The organism is Pseudonocardia zijingensis (assembly GCF_042657305.1).
Classification (GTDB): Bacteria; Actinomycetota; Actinomycetes; order Mycobacteriales; family Pseudonocardiaceae; genus Pseudonocardia; species Pseudonocardia zijingensis.
Window position 1 is genome coordinate 398,278 of sequence record NZ_JBHSKO010000005.1, and the last position, 18,510, is coordinate 416,787.

The window sequence follows — 18,510 nt, forward strand, 5'->3', positions numbered from 1 at the left end:
CGGGCGAGCCCGTCAGAAGTCGCGGCGCAGCATCCGGTACACGGTGAGACCGGCCCCCAGGGCCAGGTAGCACAGCGCCCGCACCGTGCTCTGCACCATCTCCCCGAGCGGCATCGGGTCGCGCAGGGCGTCCACCGCGGCCGTCCAGCCGCTGGTGAGCAGGTAGGGCTGCAGCCACTCCAGGGCCGGGATCGCCGTCAGCACCCCGAAGAGGATCAGCCCGCCGAGCACGGACGTGACCACCACCGACGGGTGCTCGGTGAGCGCGGAGACCGCGAGGGCCACCGCACCGACCGCGGCGAGCTGAACGATCGTCCACGCCACGACCAGCGAGACCCGCGCGAACGCGTCCCCCGGGCCGAGCGCGGTGCCCGACAGCGTGACGAGCTGCCCCTCCGCCCGGCCCACGACGACGACGCCGGCGAGCACGCCCATCACCGCGAGGGCGAGCACGGCGAGGACGGCGACCACGAGCACGCCGAACGCCTTCATCCCCACCAGCCGCAACCGGCCGACGGGGGCGAGCAGCAGCCCGCGCAGGGTGCCGTGGGCGGCCTCGCCCGCGATCGCGTCGGCGGCCGCCATGGCGACGGCCAGCGGCAGCAGCAACGACAGCGACACCGTGATCGCGACGATCGGCAGCATGAACCCGTTGCCCGCCACGGCCCCGATGAGGCCGGGCCCGGGCCCGGCGTCGGCCACCGCCACGCCGATCGAGATCAGCACCGGGACGAGCGCGAACACGCCGAGCATCACGAGTGTGCGCGGGCGCCGCAGCACCCACCGCACCTCCGCGCCGAGCAGGCGGATCAGCGGGACGGTGCGGGGGGCGGCGTCGGATTCGGGGCGGGAGATCACGGCGGCGGTCACGACGGGTCCTCGGTGAGGCGGGCGAACAGCTCCTCCAGGTTGGTGCGGCTGCGGCGCGCCTCGTGCACCGCCACCCCGGCCCGGACGAGCAGGGCGATCAGCTCGGGCGCGGCCGGTCCGTCGTCGGCCACCACCACGGCCTGCTCCTCGGAGCTGGTGCGCTCGGCCCGGTACGCCGTGGCGCCCGCGCCGCGCAGCGTGCGCAGCGCCAGGTCGATGTCCGGGGTGGTGATCACCAGACCGGTGGTGCCAGCAGCGAGCAGCGCGCGCAGCTCACCGGCCGCGACGAGCGAGCCCGCCTGCAGCACGGCGACGTGCGTGCAGGTGGCCTCGACCTCGGCGAGGAGGTGCGAGGAGACGATGACGGTGGTGCCCGCGGCGTGCAGCTCGGCGATGATCCGCCGGACGTCGCGGGTGCCCGCCGGGTCGAGCCCGTTGGTCGGCTCGTCGAGCACCACCAGCCTGCGCGGCAGCAGCAGCACGGCGGCCAATCCGAGGCGTTGCTTCATCCCGAGCGAGTAGCCGCGGAACCGGCGGTCGGCGGCGTCGGCGAGCCCCACCCGCTTCAGCGCGACGTCCACGGCGTTCGTGAGCTCGCCGCGCGGCAGCAGGGGCTCCATCGCGGCGGCCCTGCGGAGGTTCTCCCGCCCGGACAGGAAGGGGTGGAAACCGGGCCCCTCCACGAGCGCGCCGACGTGCGGGAGCGCGCGGTCGATGCCCTCGGGCACCGGCCGGCCCAGCAGCTCCGCCGAGCCCGCCGTGGGCCGCGTGAGCCCCAGCAGCATCCGGATCAGCGTGGTCTTGCCCGAGCCGTTGGGCCCGAGCATCCCGAGCACGGCACCCGCCGGGACCTCCAGGTCGATGCCGTCCACCGCGACCGTGCGGCCGAACACCTTCCGCAGGCCCAGCGAGCGGGCCGCGACCCCTTCTACGGGAGCGGCGCCCGCCGGAGCGGGCGCCGCGTCGACCGATGGCATCGTGGTCACCGGGCCAGTGCCTCGCTGAGGACCTGTTCCGGCACCGCCCCGGCCGCGATCCGCCCGTCGTCGGTGACGATCACGCCCGCCACCGCACTGGTGATCAACCGTCCGCTGCCCCACGGCCCGGAGATCGGCCTGCCCAGTTGGGACAGGTCGGGCGCACCCTCGCGGCGTTCGGGACCGGGTGCAGCCATGACGTAGACCGTGTCCCAGCCCTCGCCGACCGCGGTGGCGTCGTCCTTCGACGGGTGCCCCTCCGGCGGTTGCGCGTCCTCGATCCGGGCGCCCGGCGGCGGGGTGAAGCGGAACAGTTCCGGGTCCTGCGGGCCGAACTCGAGCTCGGTGAACCCGATCTCCACGGCCGGATCGGACGATCCCGTGCCCAGGACGGTGAGCCGCAGCGGCATCCGGTGCTCGGCGTCCACCGCGACCCGTACCTCCCGCAGAAGCGTGCGCTCCGACGACGCGGGCGCGAGGACCAGATCGTATGCGGCCCGGCCCGCGACCTCGGAGGTGCCTTCGACACTGATCTCGCTCGTGGGCCGCAGGGCCGCCAGCGCCTCCGCGGCGGCCGCCCCCGGGTCGGCGTTGGCCGTGTCGCGCTCGTGGCCGTCCTCGGGCACCCGCCGCACCGTGCGGTCCTCCGAGTTCCACGACCAGAACGTCTCGCCGTCGGACACCAGTGTGCGTTCACCCGAACCGGTCGGGAGCTGCACGCGGCCGCGGCGGTCGCCATCGGTCCAGATGCGGGCCGTGCTCGTGCCGTCGCCGGTCTGCGGCATGCCCGGCATGGCGGGCAGTCCGAGCCCGTTCTCCATCTCCACGGCGCCCGCGAGCGGCTGGTGATCGGCGGCGAGCACCGACCGGACCAGCTCCTCCGGGTCCACCGGGGGCAGTGCCGGCTGCGCTCCCGCCCCCGCGGGAGCCGCCAGCAGGCTCAAGCCCACGACGCCCGCCACCGCCACGCCGGCGGCAGCCGAGCGTCCGATCCTGTTGCTGCGCGCGGTGGCCATGGGGCATAGCGTGACGGACGCGCGCTGAGAGTGTTCTGAGGTGTGCAGATGCCGGTGCGGGTAGCGTCCGCCGCGAGCCCACCGGAGCGAAGCGGAGGCAAACGGACGTGGCGCGCGTGCTTGTGGTGGACGACGAGCCGGGCATCCGCACGGCGGTCGCGCGTGGCCTGACGGCGGAGGGCATGGAGGTCGTCGCGGTCGGCGACGGACACTCCGGGCTGCAGGCCGCCCTCACCGGCAGCTTCGACGCCGTCGTGCTCGACATCATCCTGCCAGGGCTGTCCGGCTACCGCGTGCTCGAGCAGCTGCGCACCGCCGGCGTCGACACCCCGGTGCTGCTGCTCTCCGCCAAGGACGGCGAGTTCGACCAGGCCGACGGCCTCGACCTCGGCGCCGACGGCTACCTCGTCAAACCCTTCGCGTTCGTGGTGCTGGTCGCGCAGCTGCGGGCCATGCTGCGTCGGCGCGACGCCGCACTGGGCCGCACCGGCCAGCGGGTGCGGCTCGGGCCCCTCGTCGTCGACCCGGTGGCCCGCTCCGTCAGCTGGCACGGCGACGTCGTGGAGCTCTCGCCCCGCGAGTTCGCCCTGCTGCACGCCCTCGCCAGCCGGCCCGACACCGCGGTGTCCAAGGACGAGCTCCTGCGCCTCGTCTGGGGCGACGAGCAGGCCGCCAGCCGCAACGTCGTCGAGGTCTACGTCGGGTACGTCCGGCGCAAGCTCGACGCCGTGGGAGCGGGGCACGTGCTCAAGACCGTCCGCGGCTACGGGTACATCGTCGAGTCGCCGTGATCCGTGCAGGGTTCCGACAGTGGTGGTCGGCCCGCCCGCTGCGATTGCGCATCACGCTCGTGGTGGGGTGCGTCGCGCTGATCGGGCTGCTCGCGCTGAGCAGGCTCGGCGTCAGCCTCCTCTACGAGACCATGCTCGGTGCCGCCGACGCCGAGCTGCGCACCGACGCCCGCACCGTCGCCGAGCAGCTGGCCGCAGGCACCCCGCCCGAGCAGGTCCGCCGGTTCGAGCTGCGGGTCGTCGACATGTCGGGGGTGCCCGTCGACGGCGGCCCCGACCTGCCGCTGCGACCCGACCAGTTGCGCGCCCTCGCCTCGGGCGACGCCTTCGTCGTCGGCGACTTCCGGGAGCTGCGCCGCTGGCTCGCCGTGCCCGCCGTGCTGCCGGACGGTGCGCCGCGGCTCGTCGTCGTCACCTCCGACCTCGTCGGCGGGGCCATCCTGCTGGCCAACGCCGCCGTCGGGTTCGTCGTCGGTGCGCTCGTGGTCGCCGCCGTGGTGGCGCTCGCGGGGTGGGCGGCCACCCGCGCCGCCCTCCGCCCGGTCGACCGCATGCGCGTGGCCGCCTCCGCGCTGCCACCGGGGGAGCGGCTGCCGGTGCCCGTGGCCCGCGACGAGCTGCGGGCCCTCGCCGAGGAGTTCAATGCCCTCCTGGCCCGCCGCGACGAGGCCGTGGCCCGCCTCGAACGCTTCACGGGCGACGCCGCCCACGAGCTGCGCTCCCCGGTGGCCGCGATCCGCGCCCAGGCGGAGGTGGCCGTCGCCCACCCGGACCCGGAGCTCACGGAGGAGACGCTGCGCGCCGTCGTCGACGAGGCGACGCGGCTCACCACGCTGCTGTCCGATCTGCTCGCCCTCGCCCGCGCCGACGCCGGGCAACGCCCGCCCGCCCAGCCGGTGGACCTCGTCGCCGCCGCCAAGGCGGCCATCGACCGCGCGAGCGGCGGCCACGGCTGCACCCGGCTCGAGGACCCGGTGCTGCAGCTCGTGGCGCCCACCCCCGCCGAGGTCGGGGCGAGCCCGTCCGAGGTGGCGCTGGTGCTGGACAACCTCATCTCCAACGCGCGCCGCTACGCCCGGTCGTTCGTGCGCATCAGCGTGCTGCCCGCGGGCCGGGTGGTGCGGCTGCTGGTCGAGGACGACGGCCCCGGGATCCCGCCCGGCGACCGGGAGCGGATCTTCGACCGGTTCGTGCGGCTGTGCCCCGAGGCGGGCGCGGGCGGCGGCGCCGGGCTGGGGCTGGCGCTGGTGGCCGCGCTCGTGCACGGGCGTGGCGGCGTCGTGTCGGCGGGGGCCACGCCCACCGGCGGCGGCCGCATCGAGGTGCGATGGCCCGCGTCGAGCAGCCGGACGAGCTGAGCTCACCCCTCCACACGCGACTCTCAGCCCTTAAACCGGGAGACTCGCCGCCCGAAACGCGGGACTCGCCCCCGGATGCGCGAGTCTCGCGTTTCGCGGGGTGAGTGCTGCGTTCCCGACAGCCTCGGGGGGTCAGGGGTAGCGCCGCGGGGGCGCGATCTCCTGTTCCTGCTCCTCCACCGGCACGCGGGACGGGCCCGGCACGTCGGAGGCCTCGGGGTCGCGGGGCGGGATCCGCATCGGCTGCGCGCGGGGGGCCTCGTCGGCGGGGACGAGGCCGAGCCCGGCCAGGCCCGACGCCGTCTGCTCGAACACGTCGCCCGATCCCGTCGGCGCACCGGGCTGGACCGGCCATCCCGGCGGCACGGCGAGCGCGGGCAGCGGCGGGGAGGCCGGCTGTGCCGGTGCTGCGGGCTCGGGCCGGGCGTCCGGTGCCGCGGCGGCGGGGGTGCTCTCCGGGGCGGGAGTGCTCGGCTGCTCGGGTGCCGTCGGGTTCGCCGGTCGGCTCGCCGTCTGGGGCACCGTGTGGGGCCCGGTCTCCTGGGATGCCGTCTTGGGCGCGGCCGCCTGCTCGGGCGCCGTCTGCTGGGACTCGGCCTGCTGCGCGACCGCTTGCTGCGCCGGCTGCTGGGGCGACGACTGCGCCGCCGGGGCGTGCTTGGCCGGCGTGGTCGGTTGCTGGGTCGACGACTGCTGGGCCGGGGCCTGCTCGGTCGGCGTCGCTGCCGCCGCGCCCGCCCCCGCACCCGCGGCCGCTGCCGCGGGGCCGGCGGCCGGGGGCGTCGCGGCGGGGGTGGACCCGTTGGTGGAGCTCGCCTCGCCGCCGCCGGCCGCAGACCGCCCCTCGGGGATGGCGCTGTCGAGCAGCTGGCGGCTGGTGTCGAGCTGGGCGGCGAGGCGCAGGCGCAGCGCCTGCAGGTCGTCGACCTCGCGCTGAGCGTCCTCGACGGTCTGGCGGACGGCGTCCTTCGCGTCCGCGACGACGGTGCGGGACTGCTCCTCGGCGTCGTCCATCACCCGGCGGGCGGTGCGCATCGCCTCGGTCTGCATCTTCGCGAGCTGGGCCATCGCCTCGCGGCACCGCAGCGCGAGGACCTGGCGGAACTCCTCGTCCTCCGCGGCGCGGCGGGCGGCGGCCTCGTCGTCGAGCCGGGTGCGCTCGGCGGCGGCATCGCGGCGCATTCGTTCGATCTCGTCGAGGTCGCGGGGGCCGCGCAGCTCGTCCTCGCTGAAGCCGAAGCCGCCGAGGTCGCCCTCTGCGCCGACGGCGGCGATGATGTCCGCGGCGTGCGACGCGGCCTGGGCGGACGCGTCGGCCCGCAGCCCGGTGAACTCCTCCTTGGCGAGGCGGAGCATCACCTGCAGCCGCTCGTTCATGCTGTCGACCGTGTCCGGTGGGCCGGACAGCACCCGCAGCTCCCCGCGCAGCCGTTCGATCTCGGCGTGTGCGCTCGCCAGCTCCTTGCGGCACGCCGCGAGCTGCTGGCCGAGCTGGGAGGCCTGCTCGACGGCGGCGGCGCGGTCGGCGGCCAGGATCGTGGTCTCGGCGTCCACCCGGTTGAGGTGGTACGCGACCTGATCCGGGTCGTAACCGCGGCGCACGACGGCGAACGCGGGGGTGGTGATCGGCGGCTGCTCGGCTGGAGCCATGTCGATCACGGTACGAGCGAGTGGGGTGCTCTGGTGGTGGCACCACGGCTATTTCACCTGGTCGTGGGCGTTGTCGTACCTCGGAGCGGCACCTGGTGGGCGGCGCTGCCACGATCGGTGAGTGCCCGTACTGCGGTCGACCGTGCTGATCGACGCCCCCCAGCGCACCGTCGCGGGTCTCCTGCGCGATGGCACGGTCTCCGCGGAGGCGATGCGCCGCTGCGGCCACCGGTTCGCGGGGAGCGGCCCGCTGCTGTGCCTCGGTGAGACGGTCCGGTTCGGGGTGCGGGTCGCCCCCGGTGTGCGGGTGCCGCTGCGCACCCGGATCACCGCGGTGTCGCCGTCGGGCATCGAGTCGGTGCTCGTGGCGGGGCCGCTGCGGGCGTTGGAGCACCGCACCACGCTGACGCCGACCGGCGCGGGCACGCTGGTGCTCGACGAGGTCGCGTGGACCTCCCTGCTGGGTGTGCTCGGGCGGGCCGGGGACGTGGTGCGGGGTCGCGGGCTCGTGCTGCGGCTGCTGGCCGCGCGCTCGGAGGTGCTGGTGGAGCAGGCGGCGCAGCTGGTGGACCGGCCGGTGGTGGTGGCCACGGCCCTGGTGCGCGACGGCGCCGTGCTCGCCGCGCAGCGCACCCGGCCGCCGGCGCTCGCGGGTCGCTGGGAGCTGCCGGGTGGCCGGGTGGAGGAGGGGGAGACCGAGCCCGCGGCCGTGGTGCGCGAGATGCGCGAGGAGCTGGGCGTGGACGTCCGCGTGACCGGGCGGCTGGGCACCGACCTCCCGCTCCCCGACGTGGTGCTGCGCGTGTACACCGCCGAGCCGGCACCGGGCAGCCCCGAGCCGCAGCCGCTGGAGCACGCCGCGCTGCGCTGGGTGACGGCCGACGACGTGCCCGACGTCGACTGGGTGGCCGCCGACCGCGCCGTGGCCGCTGACCTGCTCACCCTGCTGCGCGGGGCGGTTCGTTCGCACCCGTGAACGCGGGGGAACCGCGCGGCGGCCGGTGTCGTCCGTGCCGGCATGGTTCTCGACCCCCTCCTCCGCCGCCAGGCGGGCGTGATCTCCCGCGGGCAGGCGCTGCGGGCGGGGTGCGCCGCGGCGGCGGTCGACCGGATGGTGCGCACCCGCCGGTGGCGGCCGCTGCACCCGCGCGTCTACCTGGTGCGCGGCTACGAGCCGGGCGACGAGGCGCGGGCCCGGGCCGCGGCCCTGTGGGCGGGTGGGGGTGCGGTGCTGTCGGGCGCGGCCGCGGCCTGGTGGCACGGGATGCTGCCCGCCGCCCCGCGCACCCTCGCCGTGACGGCGCCCGCGCGCCGGCCCGCGCGGCCGGGCGTGGTGGTGCGGTGCCGGGTGCTCGCGGCGGCCGACCGCACCGTGCACCGCCACCTCGACGTCACCACGCCCGCGCTCGCGGCGCTGGAGGCGGCCGTCGAGCTCGGCACGGGCGCGGGCGGGCGGCTGCTGGACCACGCGCTCGCGGGCCCGGTCGGCTGGCCCGCGCTGCTCGCGGCCCACCGGCGCCACCCGACGGCCGCCGGGAGCGCCGTGCTGGCCGGGGCCGCCGACCGGGCACTGGTGCGGTCGCTGCCGGCCGCGGGGTGGCGGCTCCTGCCGGGCCGGCCCACCACCGTGGTGTTCCCGGCCGCCCGGGTGGCCGTGGAGGTCACCGGCTGGGTGCCCGCAGCGTCGCGCGCGCACCCCGGGTGGCACGTGGTGCGGGTCGACCGCACCGGGATCGCCGAGCGGCCCGCAGCCGTGCTCGGGACGATCGCGGCGGCCGTGGGACGTGATGTCCACCACCCGGAGGCCCGGATCGGGCCCTCAACCGGGGTGCGGAGGTGAGGCTGTCCTCACGCCGGGCGCAGGGCGCGTGCCCGGGCGGGCTACCGTGAAGTGTGAGCACAGCATCCACCCTCGCGGCACCCGCCCAGCGGTCCGGCGCGGCCCGCGGAGCGGCCGGGCTGCGCAACGTCGCCATCGTCGCCCACGTCGACCACGGCAAGACCACCCTCGTCGACGCCATGCTCCGCGCCTCCGGCGCGTTCGGGGAGCGCGCCGCCGTGGTCGACCGGGTCATGGACTCGGGCGACCTCGAGCGCGAGAAGGGCATCACGATCCTCGCCAAGCACACGGCGATCGACTGGCACGGCATGACGCTGAACGTCGTCGACACGCCGGGGCACGCCGACTTCGGCGGCGAGGTCGAGCGCGGTCTGTCGATGGTCGACGGTGTCGTGCTGCTCGTCGACGCGAGCGAGGGCCCGCTCCCGCAGACCCGCTTCGTGCTGCGCAAGACCCTCGCCGCCGGCCTGCCGGTCGTCCTCGTGGTCAACAAGACCGACCGGCCCGACGCGCGTTGCGCCGAGGTGGTCGACGAGAGCCTCGAGCTGCTGCTGGAGCTGGCCGACGAGCTGGAGCTCGACGAGGACACCACGGGCCAGCTGCTGGACCTCCCCGTCGTGTACGCGAGCGGCCGCGCCGGGCGCGCTTCCCGCACCCGTCCCGCCGACGGCGACCTGCCTGCAGACCCGGGCCTCGAGGCCCTGTTCGACGTGATCGCCGAGACGGTGCCGCCGCCCGCGGACGACCCGGACGCGCCGCTGCAGGCGCACGTCACCAACCTGGACGCCACGAGCTTCCTCGGCCGCATCGCGCTGTGCCGGGTGCGGGCCGGGGTGATCCGGCGCGGCCAGCAGGTCGGCTGGTGCAAGGCCGACGGCACGGTCACCCGCGTGAAGATCACCGAGTTGCTCCGCACCGAGGCGCTGGACCGGGTGCCCGCGGATTCGGCGAGCGCCGGTGACCTGGTGGCCGTCGCGGGCATCGCCGACGTCATGATCGGCGACACCCTCGCCGACCCCGACAACCCCGTGCCGCTGCCGCGCATCCACGTCGACGAGCCTGCGATCGCCGTCACGGTCGGGATCAACACCTCGCCGCTGGTCGGCCGCGACGAGCACCCGGGCACCAAGCTGACGGCCCGCCAGGTGAAGGGCCGCCTCGACGCCGAGCTCGTGGGCAACGTGTCGTTGCGCGTGCTGCCCACCGAGCGCCCGGACGCGTGGGAGGTGCAGGGCCGCGGTGAGCTGGCCCTCGCGGTGCTGGTCGAGACCATGCGCCGGGAGGGCTTCGAGCTCACTGTCGGCAAGCCGGAGGTCGTCACGCGCACGATCGACGGCAAGGTGCACGAGCCGTTCGAGCAGCTGTCGGTCGACGTGCCCACCGAGCACCTCGGGGCCGTCACGCAGCTGGTGGCGGGGCGCAAGGGCGAGCTGGGCCAGATGGTGCACGGCGAGAGCCGGGTGCGGATGGACTACCGGGTGCCCGCGCGCGGCCTGATCGGCTTCCGCACCGAGTTCCTCACGATCACCCGCGGTGCGGGCATCGCGAGCCACGTCTTCGACGGCTACGGGCCGTGGGTGGGCGAGCTGCGCACCCGGCTGCGCGGCTCGCTGGTGTCCGACCGCTCCGGCCCGGTCACGGCGTACGCGGTGGACCAGCTCTCCGACCGCGGTGTGCTGTTCGTCGGGCCCGGCACCCAGGTGTACGGGGGCATGGTGATCGGCGAGTACACCCGCGCCGAGGACCTCGAGGTCAACATCACGCGCGAGAAGAAGCTCACCAACATGCGTTCGTCCACGGGCGACGAGCTGGTGAAGCTGACCCCGCCCACGGTGCTGAACCTGGAGCAGGCCCTGGAGTTCTGCGCCACGGACGAATGTGTCGAGGTCACGCCGGAATCGGTGCGGATCCGCAAGGTGGAGCTGGACTCGCACGCAAGGGCCCGGCAGCGCGCCAGGGCGCGCAACCCCCGCTGATCTCGGGGCTTCCGCACCTCCATACGGTGGAGGCATGAGGAAGGTGCGGGTGTCGGGCTGTGCTGCCTTGGTCCTGGCGCTCGTCGTGGCGCTGGCGGCCTGCTCGAACGAGCCGGTGGCACCGCCGCCACCCGCACCGATCCCCACCCCGCAGCCCGAGCCGACGCGGCTGGTGGTGGGCGTGGACGACATGGGTGCCGGGTTCAACCCGCACCTGCTCGCCCACCAGTCGCCGGTGACCTCGGCGCTCGCCACGCTCGTGCTGCCCTCGGTGTTCCGCCCCGACGCCGAGGGTGCGATGCACATCGACCCGACGATCGCGACGAGCGCCGAGGTCACCGCCACCGAGCCGTTCACCGTGAGCTACGAGCTCAACCTCGAGGCCTCGTGGTCGTCGAACGCGCCGATCGCGGCCGAGGACTTCGTCTACCTCTGGGAGCAGATGCGCAGCCAACCGGGCGTCACCGACGCCGCCGGCTACCAGCTCATCACGGAGGTGCGGTCCCGCGCGGGGGGCAAGGCCGTGGACGTCGTGTTCTCCCAGCAGTACCCGGCCTGGCAGCACCTGTTCTCCAACCTGCTGCCCGCGCACATCCTGAAGGACGCCCCGGGCTCGTGGACGGGTGCGCTCACCGACGGCATCCCGGCTTCCGGCGGCCCGTTCCGGGTCACCACGGTCGACCGTGCCCGCGGCGAGGTGCTGCTCACCCGCAACGACCTCTACTGGGACACCCCGGCCGTGCTCGACGAGCTGCAGTTCCGCAGGCTGGGGCCCGACGAGCTGGCTCCCGCGCTCGCCGCGGGCGACGTCGACGTGGCCATGCCCCGGGCCGAGCCGGAGATCCGCACAGCGCTGGGCGGGCTGCAGCCGGCGCCCAAGCTGCAGTCGGTGGCGGAGTCGGTGGTCACGCAGCTGGGCATGCGCGCCGACGGGGGCCCGCTGGCCGACGCCCGGATCCGCCGCGGGATCGCCATGCTGCTCGACCGGGAGGCGATCCGCGCGTCGGTGGCCCCGGAGGCCCTCACGGCCGACGCGTTCGGCCTCGCGCCGTCGCAGCCGGGGTACGCGCCCACGGCGGCGGACGACTCGCCGCTGCACCCCGACGCGGCGCGCGCGGCCCAGCTGCTGGCGAGCGCGGGGTGGAGCCGTGACCTCACCACCGGCCGCTGGGCGGTGGCGGGTGGCCCGGTCTCGCTGGTGATCGGGGCGGCGAACGAGCGGCCAGAGGACGTCGACGTGGCCCGCGCCGTCGCGGAGCAGCTGGACGCGGCCGGCGTGGACGTCACGATGGTGGCGCCCACGGCCGTCGAGCTGTTCGGGCAGGCCGCGGTGCCCGCCGTGCCGCCGAGCCCGAGCGCCACCCCCACGCCGACCTCCCAGCCGGGCGGCCCGCCCACCACCTCGGCCGAGCCCGCCCCGGAGGCGGCCGCCCCGACGCCCCCCACCACGGCCCCCGCCACCCCCGGTCTGCCACCGGCTCCGGGTGGGGTGCAGGTCGACCTCATGGTGCTGCCCCGCACGGTGGGCGGCGATCCGGGCACCGAGCTCGCCTCCGACTACGGCTGCCCGGCCCCCACCGAGCTGGTGCCGGACCCGCCGCGCCCGCCCACCGGCTTCTGCTACCCGGCGCTGCGTCCCGCGCTGGACGAGCTCCTGTCGGCCGCACCCCGTCCGGAGACGGCGGGCGCCGTCGAGCAGGTGCTGTGGGCGCAGCTGCCGTTCCTCCCGCTGTTCCAGCCCGTGGACCTCGTGGTGAGCACGCCCGCCGCCGACGCCGTGACGGGGATCGGGCCGGGGCCGCTGACCACCGGACCGATCACCGGTGCCCAACGGTGGCGGGCCCCGGCCGGGTGAGTCGAGGGTAAGTTACCGAGAGGTAATGAGATGTTGTCGCTCCGTAGGGCTCCGGTCACCCTTTGGTCACGATCGCGCGGCGGCGGCTGACGTGCGCGAAAGCGCTTCCTACCGTGCCCTGGGTCGGTGCGCCGGTTCGCCACATGGGCCGGGCTTCGCCGAGCCGGTGACGGGGAGGCCCGACCGGGCTGGTCCAGCAGAGAAAGGGCAGGAAGTCGGATGAGGAGATCGAGGGCAGCATCGCTCGCCGCCATCACGACCGCGGCGGCGCTCGTGCTCGCCGCGTGCGGCGGCGGGGGCGGGGGCGGTGGTGGTGACGCCTCGGAGGGCGGCATCTACGAGGACTGCTCCGCCAACCCGAACACCTGCAACGCCGTGCCCGCCGCACAGCTGCAGCAGGGTGGCACGCTCACGTTCGCGATCGAGAAGAACATCGCGAACTGGAACATCAACTCCTCCGAGGGCAACGTCTTCGAGCCCGCGATGGCGATCAAGACGTTCCTGCCGTGGACCTTCACCACCACGCCTGACCTCAAGATGGTGCTCAACGAGAACTTCCTCGTCTCGGCCGAGCAGACCAGCACCAGCCCGCAGACCATCGTCTACAAGATCCGGCCGGACGCGGTGTGGAGTGACGGCACCCCGATGACGGCCGAGGACTTCGTCTTCCAGTGGAAGACGATGAACGGCAAGGACTGCCCGGACTGCGCGGCGGCCCAGAGCGCGGGCTACAACCAGATCGAGTCGATCACCGGCTCGGACGACGGCAAGACCGTCACCCTGGTGTTCGGCACGCCGTACGCCGACTGGCAGAACCTCTTCGCGTCGGGCACCCCCATCTACCCGGCGCACATCGCCGCGCAGCAGGGCGACCTGAACACGCCCGAGGGGCTCGCGGCGGCGTGGAACTGGTTCGGCGCCACGGTGCCGACCTACAGCGGCGGTCCCTTCCAGGTGGAGAACTGGCAGGACAACGTCGCGCTCACCCTGATGCCCAACCCGAAGTGGTACGGCGAGACCAAGCCCTCGCTCCAGCAGCTGGTCATCCGGGTGATCACCGAGGCGTCGCAGGAGCCGATCGCCCTGCAGAACGACGAGGTGCAGGTGGTCTACCCGCAGCCGCAGGTCGACCTCGTGCAGCAGGTGCAGGAGATCCCCGGTGTGTCCCAGTACCAGGACCTCGGGCTCACCTGGGAGCACCTCGACCTGAACCTGCAGAACGAGTTCCTCGCCGACGAGCCGCTGCGTGACGCGATCTTCGCGGCCACCGACGTGCAGGCGATCATCGACTCCACCGTCGGCCAGTTCAACGAGGAGGTCACGCCCCTCAAGAGCCACATGTTCGTGCCGGGCATCGAGGGCTACGAGGACTACCTGCCCGCGGAGCAGGGCAGCGGTGACGTCGAGCGCGCCCGCCAGATCCTCACCGAGGCCGGCTACACGAACATCGCCGAGGGGCAGCAGCTCACCCGGCCGGACGGCCGCGCGGTGCCGCCGCTGCGCATCCGCTACACCGTCGGCAACGCGATCCGGCAGACCACCGTGGAGCTGATCCAGGCGCAGGTGCGCCCGCTCGGCATCACCATGGACATCGTGCCCACCGACGACCTCGGCGGCACCACCAGCAGCGGTGACTACGACCTGATCGTCTTCGCCTGGGTGCAGACGCCCGCGTCGTTCAGCAACGCCGAGCAGACGTGGAACAGCGAGTCGGAGAGCAACTACGGCAAGTACAGCAACCCCGAGGTCGACCGGCTGATGCACGAGGCCGCCACGTCCACCGACCTCGGCCCGGCCCGCGACAAGCTCAACGAGGCCGGCCGGATCCTCGCCGAGGACTCCTACGTGCTGCCGCTCTACCAGAAGCCGACGATCATCGCGACGCGCAACGACGTCGCGAACATCCGGAACAACTCCTCGCTCGACGGACCCACCTACAACGTCGAGGAGTGGGGTCTGCGGGCGGCAGGCTGATCACTCCCCACTGCCCGGGCGGCCGCCGCACAGCTGCAGCGGCCGCCCGGGCAGCGGCGTAGCCTCCCGTCGACCCGCCGTACCCACCACCCGGAAGATCCCCAATGCTCGCCTTCGCAGTGCGGCGGATCGCGGTGTCGCTCCCGATCCTGCTGATCTCAACGTTCATCGTCTTCATGCTCGCGTCGCTGTCGGGCAACCCGCTCTCGCCGCTGCTGAACCGGAACCCGCCCCCGCCGCCGGCATCGATCGCCCTCGAGGCGGAGCGGCTGCGCCTGGACCACCCGCTGCTCGAGCGGTACTGGATGTGGCTCACCGGACTCCTCAGCGGTGACTTCGGCCCGTCGGTCCAGTCGAACCTCGACATCGGCGCCGAGGTGGCCGCCCGGTTCATGGTCACGATGCGCCTGATCGCGGTGGCGATGATCCTGGCGCTCGTGCTGGCCGTCGTCATCGGCGTGATCAGCGCGGTGAAGCAGTACTCCAAGACCGACTACGTCGCCACGTTCCTCGGGTTCCTGTTCCTCGCGATGCCGGCGTTCTGGCTCGCGATCCTGCTCAAGCAGCTGGGGATCGAATTCAACAACGCCGTCGACGAGCAGGTCATCTACACGATCGGCGACTCCTCGGTGCCACCACCTGAGGGCTTCGGGGCGCAGCTCGCCGACATCGCGGGGCACATGGTCCTGCCCACCATCTCGCTCGCCCTGATCTCGTACGCGGCGTGGAGCCGCTACCAGCGCGCGTCGATGCTCGAGGTGATGAACAGCGACTACGTGCGGCTGGCCAGGGCCAAGGGCCTGTCGCGGCGGCGGGTCATGATCAAGCACGCGCTGCGCAACGCGCTGATCCCGCTCACCACGGTCACCGCGCTCGACCTCGCGTCGATCATCAGCGGCGCCGTGGTCACCGAGACCGTGTTCCAATGGCGGGGGATGGGCGACCTGCTCCTCAACGCGATCCGCACCGACGACGTGTACGTCGTGATGGCCTGGCTGCTGGTCACGGCCACCGTGGTGATCGTGTTCAACCTGCTCGCCGACCTGCTCTACGCCGTCCTCGACCCCAGGATCCGTTATGCCTGAGACGCCCACGACGGCCCCTGCGGCCGAACCCCGCACCGGGGCGGCGGATCGCGAGTTCACCGTCGCCGAGCGCACCCAGTTCCAGCTCGTGCTGCGCCGGTTCCTGCAGCACCGGCTGGCCGTCGGCAGCCTCGTCGTGCTCGCGCTGCTGGTCCTGCTGGCCTACGTCGGCGGGGCGCTCTGGGTGTACGACGTCGGTGAGTTCACGCCCGACAAGTCCGACGCCCCCTCGCTCGCCCATCCGTTCGGCACGGACGCCGCGGGCAAGGACCAGTTCGCGCAGGTCCTTCGGGGCACCCAGATCTCGCTGCAGATCGCCGTGCTCGTGGCGCTGTTCTCCACGCTCGTCGGCACGGTCTGGGGCGCGGTCGCGGGCTACTTCGGCGGGCTCACCGACACGATCATGATGCGGGTCTCCGACCTCGTCCTCACGCTGCCGCTGCTGGCCGTCGCGGCCATGCTCGCGCACAACTTCGGCGGCACGTGGTGGTTGATCTCGCTGGTGATCGCCGGCCTGTACTGGGCGTACGTCTCCCGGGTGGCCCGCGGCGTCGTGCTGTCGCTGCGGGAGAAGGAGTACATCGAGGCGGCCCGGGCGCTGGGCGCCAGCGACGCGCGGATCATCTTCCGGCACCTGGTGCCCAACGCGCTCGGGGCGATCATCGTGAACGCCACGGTGCTCGTGGCGCTCGCGATCCTGCTCGAGACGGCGCTGTCCTACCTCGGCTTCGGCTCCCGTCCGCCGGACACCTCGCTCGGCACCCTCGTCAGCGAGGCGCAGACCGCGCTCACCACCCGGCCGTGGCTGTTCTACTTCCCGGGCCTGTTCATCATCCTGATCGCCCTCACCATCAACTTCATCGGGGACGGCCTGCGGGACGCGCTCGACCCGCAGCAGACGAAGGTGCGCTCATGACCCCGCCCGAGGAGGACCTGCTCGCGGTGACCCAGACCGCGGGCGAGGCGGCCCGCGCGTCCCAGGACGTGGTGCTCGAGGTGGACGGCCTCACGGTCGGCTTCCCCACCGACGACGGCCTGGTGCAGGCCGTGCGCGGCGTGAGCTACCAGCTGCGCCGCGGCGAGGTGCTCGGCATCGTCGGCGAGTCCGGCTCCGGGAAGTCGGTCACCTCGATGGCCGTGATGGGGCTGCTCCCGGGCACGGCCCGGGTGGCAGGCTCGGTGCGGTTCGGCGGCAAGGAGCTGGTGGGCGCCCCGGACGCGGAGCTCGCGAAGGTCCGCGGGCGGCGCATCGCGATGATCTTCCAGGACCCGATGACGTCGCTGAACCCCGTCTACACCGTCGGGTACCAGATCGCGGAGGCGGTGCGCGCCCACCACGACGTCAGCAAGGACGCCGCGCTGAAGCGGGCCGTCGAGCTGCTGGAGATCGTGCGCATCCCCAACGCGCAGGCCCGGCTGAACAGCTACCCGCACGAGCTGTCGGGCGGCATGCGGCAGCGCGTCGTCATCGCGATCGCGATGGCCAACGACCCCGACGTGATCATCGCCGACGAGCCCACCACGGCGCTCGACGTCACCGTGCAGGCGCAGATCCTCGACGCGCTCGACACCGCCCGCGAGGAGACCGGCGCCGCCATGGTGCTGATCACCCACGACCTCGGCGTGATCGCCGGGCGGGCCGACCGGGTGCTCGTGATGTACGCGGGCAAGCTCGTGGAGAGCGGCACCGCCGAGGACGTGTTCTACACCCCGCGCATGCCGTACTCGCTCGGCCTGCTGGGCAGCCTGCCCCGCCTCGACCGCCCCTCCGAGCGGCTCACGCCGATCCCCGGCGCCCCGCCGTCGCTGGTCAACATGCCGCCCGGGTGCCCGTTCACCCCGCGCTGCCCGCTGGCGCGCGAGGTCTGCGACGAGGAGGAACCCGCGCTGCGGCCCACCACCGGCTCCGACCACACGGCCGCGTGCCACTTCTCCGACGAGCTCGTCGGCGTCGGGCCCACCGAGCTGTTCGGCACCCGGGCCACCGACACCGCAGCGCTCGCCGAGTTCGTGCGCGAGACCTCCGACCGCGACTCGCAGGACGACCCCTCATGACCGCTCCCGCCACCGCGCCGCCCGTGCTGAGCGTGCGCAACCTCGTCAAGCACTTCCCGGTGCGTTCCCGCGGGCTCCTGCGCCGCCAGGTCGGCGAGGTGCACGCGGTCTGCGGCGTCTCGTTCGAGCTCGCCGAGCGCGAGACCCTCGGCCTCGTCGGTGAGTCGGGGTGCGGCAAGAGCACCACCGCCCGCGTGCTGCTGAACCTCCAGCCCGCCACCTCGGGCGAGGTCTACTACCAGGGCCGGGAGCTCACCTCGCTCTCCCGCTCGGAGATGCGCTCGCTGCGCCGCGACCTGCAGATCGTGTTCCAGGACCCGTACGCGTCGCTCGACCCGCGGATGCCGGTCAACGAGATCATCGCCGAGCCGCTGCGCATCCACGGCCTCTTCGGGGACGAGGGCCGCGCCGTCGTGCGCGACCTGCTGCGCACCGTCGGGCTCAAGCCCGAGCACGGCAACCGGTTCCCGCACGAGTTCTCCGGCGGCCAGCGCCAGCGCATCGGCGTGGCGCGGGCGCTCGCGCTGCGCCCCAAGGTGCTGGTGCTGGACGAGCCGGTGTCGGCGCTCGACGTCTCCATCCAGGCGGGCGTGCTGAACCTGCTCGACGAGCTGCAGTCCGAGCTGGGGCTGTCCTACCTGTTCGTCTCGCACGACCTGTCCGTGGTGCGCCACATCGCCGACCGCATCGCCGTGATGTACCTGGGCACGATCGTCGAGACGGGCACGTCGGAGCAGCTGTTCGAGGGGCCCGCCCACCCGTACACCCAGGCGCTGATCTCGGCGATCCCGCTGCCGGACCCGCGCAAGGAACGCGTGCGCGAGCGCATCACCGTGGTCGGTGACGTGCCCAGTCCGGCCGACCCGCCCAGCGGCTGCCGCTTCCGCACGCGGTGCCCCAAGTTCGCCAACCAGCTCACCGAGGCCGAGCGCACGGCATGCGTCGAGCAGCCCCCGGAGCTGGTCGACCGGGGTCAGGGCCACCCGGTGGCATGCCACTACGCGGAGCGCAAGGCCCTGCTCTGACGGACGAACGGCACCTTCGTACCGCTCTATCGGACGAG

General features: G+C 74.0%; 15 protein-coding genes. 11 read left to right on the forward strand and 4 right to left on the reverse strand.

Going from position 1 to position 18,510, the window contains the following annotated elements; genetic code table 11:
• Positions 1 to 12 precede the first annotated feature (12 nt).
• From ACFPL3_RS14065 to ACFPL3_RS14075, 3 genes are read right to left on the reverse strand one after another with little or no spacing between them, the layout of a single operon-like run.
• On the reverse strand, positions 13 to 870 hold the full coding sequence (locus ACFPL3_RS14065; protein ID WP_343947213.1) for an ABC transporter permease: 858 nt from the start codon (positions 868 to 870) through the stop codon (positions 13 to 15).
• Positions 867 to 1,847 (reverse strand): ABC transporter ATP-binding protein, encoded by a 981-nt coding sequence (locus ACFPL3_RS14070; RefSeq protein WP_343947217.1) that lies wholly within the window; start codon positions 1,845 to 1,847, stop codon positions 867 to 869. Before ACFPL3_RS14070 ends, ACFPL3_RS14065 begins: the two co-directional genes overlap by 4 nt.
• Before the next feature lie 5 nt (positions 1,848 to 1,852).
• Positions 1,853 to 2,863 (reverse strand): LolA family protein, encoded by a 1,011-nt coding sequence (locus tag ACFPL3_RS14075; protein WP_343947214.1) that lies wholly within the window; start codon positions 2,861 to 2,863, stop codon positions 1,853 to 1,855.
• Between the two features lie 116 nt (positions 2,864 to 2,979).
• Here ACFPL3_RS14075 and ACFPL3_RS14080 point away from each other — a divergent pair, with 116 nt between their 5' ends.
• Both ACFPL3_RS14080 and ACFPL3_RS14085 read left to right on the forward strand, forming a co-directional pair.
• On the forward strand, positions 2,980 to 3,654 hold the full coding sequence (locus ACFPL3_RS14080) for a response regulator transcription factor (RefSeq protein ID WP_343947218.1): 675 nt from the start codon (positions 2,980 to 2,982) through the stop codon (positions 3,652 to 3,654).
• Positions 3,651 to 5,012, forward strand: a complete 1,362-nt coding sequence (locus ACFPL3_RS14085) for a sensor histidine kinase (protein WP_343947215.1) — start codon at positions 3,651 to 3,653, stop codon at positions 5,010 to 5,012. Before ACFPL3_RS14080 ends, ACFPL3_RS14085 begins: the two co-directional genes overlap by 4 nt.
• Positions 5,013 to 5,144: 132 nt before the next feature.
• Here ACFPL3_RS14085 and ACFPL3_RS14090 read toward each other — a convergent pair whose 3' ends face one another.
• Entirely contained in the window at positions 5,145 to 6,662 is a 1,518-nt protein-coding gene (locus ACFPL3_RS14090; RefSeq protein WP_379589065.1) for a hypothetical protein, read from the reverse strand.
• Between the two features lie 121 nt (positions 6,663 to 6,783).
• On the opposite strand from ACFPL3_RS14090, the gene ACFPL3_RS14095 reads away from it, so the two are divergent.
• The 9 genes from ACFPL3_RS14095 to ACFPL3_RS14135 all read left to right on the forward strand — a co-directional run bounded on the left by ACFPL3_RS14095 (position 6,784) and on the right by ACFPL3_RS14135 (position 18,472).
• The gene (locus tag ACFPL3_RS14095; RefSeq protein WP_343946419.1) at positions 6,784 to 7,638 is read left to right on the forward strand and encodes an NUDIX domain-containing protein; all 855 of its coding nucleotides are present in this window, start codon (positions 6,784 to 6,786) and stop codon (positions 7,636 to 7,638) included.
• Positions 7,639 to 7,680: 42 nt separating this feature from the next.
• Positions 7,681 to 8,502 (forward strand): hypothetical protein, encoded by an 822-nt coding sequence (locus ACFPL3_RS14100; RefSeq protein ID WP_379589067.1) that lies wholly within the window; start codon positions 7,681 to 7,683, stop codon positions 8,500 to 8,502.
• A 53-nt stretch (positions 8,503 to 8,555) separates the two neighbouring features.
• A complete protein-coding gene (typA, locus tag ACFPL3_RS14105) occupies positions 8,556 to 10,478 on the forward strand; it encodes a translational GTPase TypA (RefSeq protein WP_343945285.1) in 1,923 nt (640 codons plus the stop codon).
• A gap of 34 nt (positions 10,479 to 10,512) precedes the next feature.
• Positions 10,513 to 12,333: an ABC transporter family substrate-binding protein gene (locus tag ACFPL3_RS14110; RefSeq protein ID WP_379589069.1), complete on the forward strand. Its 1,821-nt coding sequence runs from the start codon at positions 10,513 to 10,515 to the stop codon at positions 12,331 to 12,333.
• Positions 12,334 to 12,552: 219 nt separating this feature from the next.
• Positions 12,553 to 14,307: an ABC transporter family substrate-binding protein gene (locus tag ACFPL3_RS14115; protein WP_343945287.1), complete on the forward strand. Its 1,755-nt coding sequence runs from the start codon at positions 12,553 to 12,555 to the stop codon at positions 14,305 to 14,307.
• Positions 14,308 to 14,411: 104 nt separating this feature from the next.
• Entirely contained in the window at positions 14,412 to 15,392 is a 981-nt protein-coding gene (locus ACFPL3_RS14120) for an ABC transporter permease (RefSeq protein ID WP_343945288.1), read from the forward strand.
• Positions 15,385 to 16,308, forward strand: a complete 924-nt coding sequence (locus ACFPL3_RS14125) for an ABC transporter permease (RefSeq protein WP_343945289.1) — start codon at positions 15,385 to 15,387, stop codon at positions 16,306 to 16,308. Before ACFPL3_RS14120 ends, ACFPL3_RS14125 begins: the two co-directional genes overlap by 8 nt.
• A complete protein-coding gene (locus tag ACFPL3_RS14130) occupies positions 16,305 to 17,447 on the forward strand; it encodes an ABC transporter ATP-binding protein (RefSeq protein WP_343945290.1) in 1,143 nt (380 codons plus the stop codon). Before ACFPL3_RS14125 ends, ACFPL3_RS14130 begins: the two co-directional genes overlap by 4 nt.
• Positions 17,444 to 18,472 carry an ABC transporter ATP-binding protein gene (locus ACFPL3_RS14135; protein ID WP_343945291.1) on the forward strand — a complete coding sequence of 343 codons (1,029 nt, stop codon included), beginning with the start codon at positions 17,444 to 17,446 and terminating at the stop codon, positions 18,470 to 18,472. The genes ACFPL3_RS14130 and ACFPL3_RS14135 overlap by 4 nt, the downstream gene beginning before the upstream one ends.
• The last annotated feature ends 38 nt before the right edge of the window (positions 18,473 to 18,510 follow it).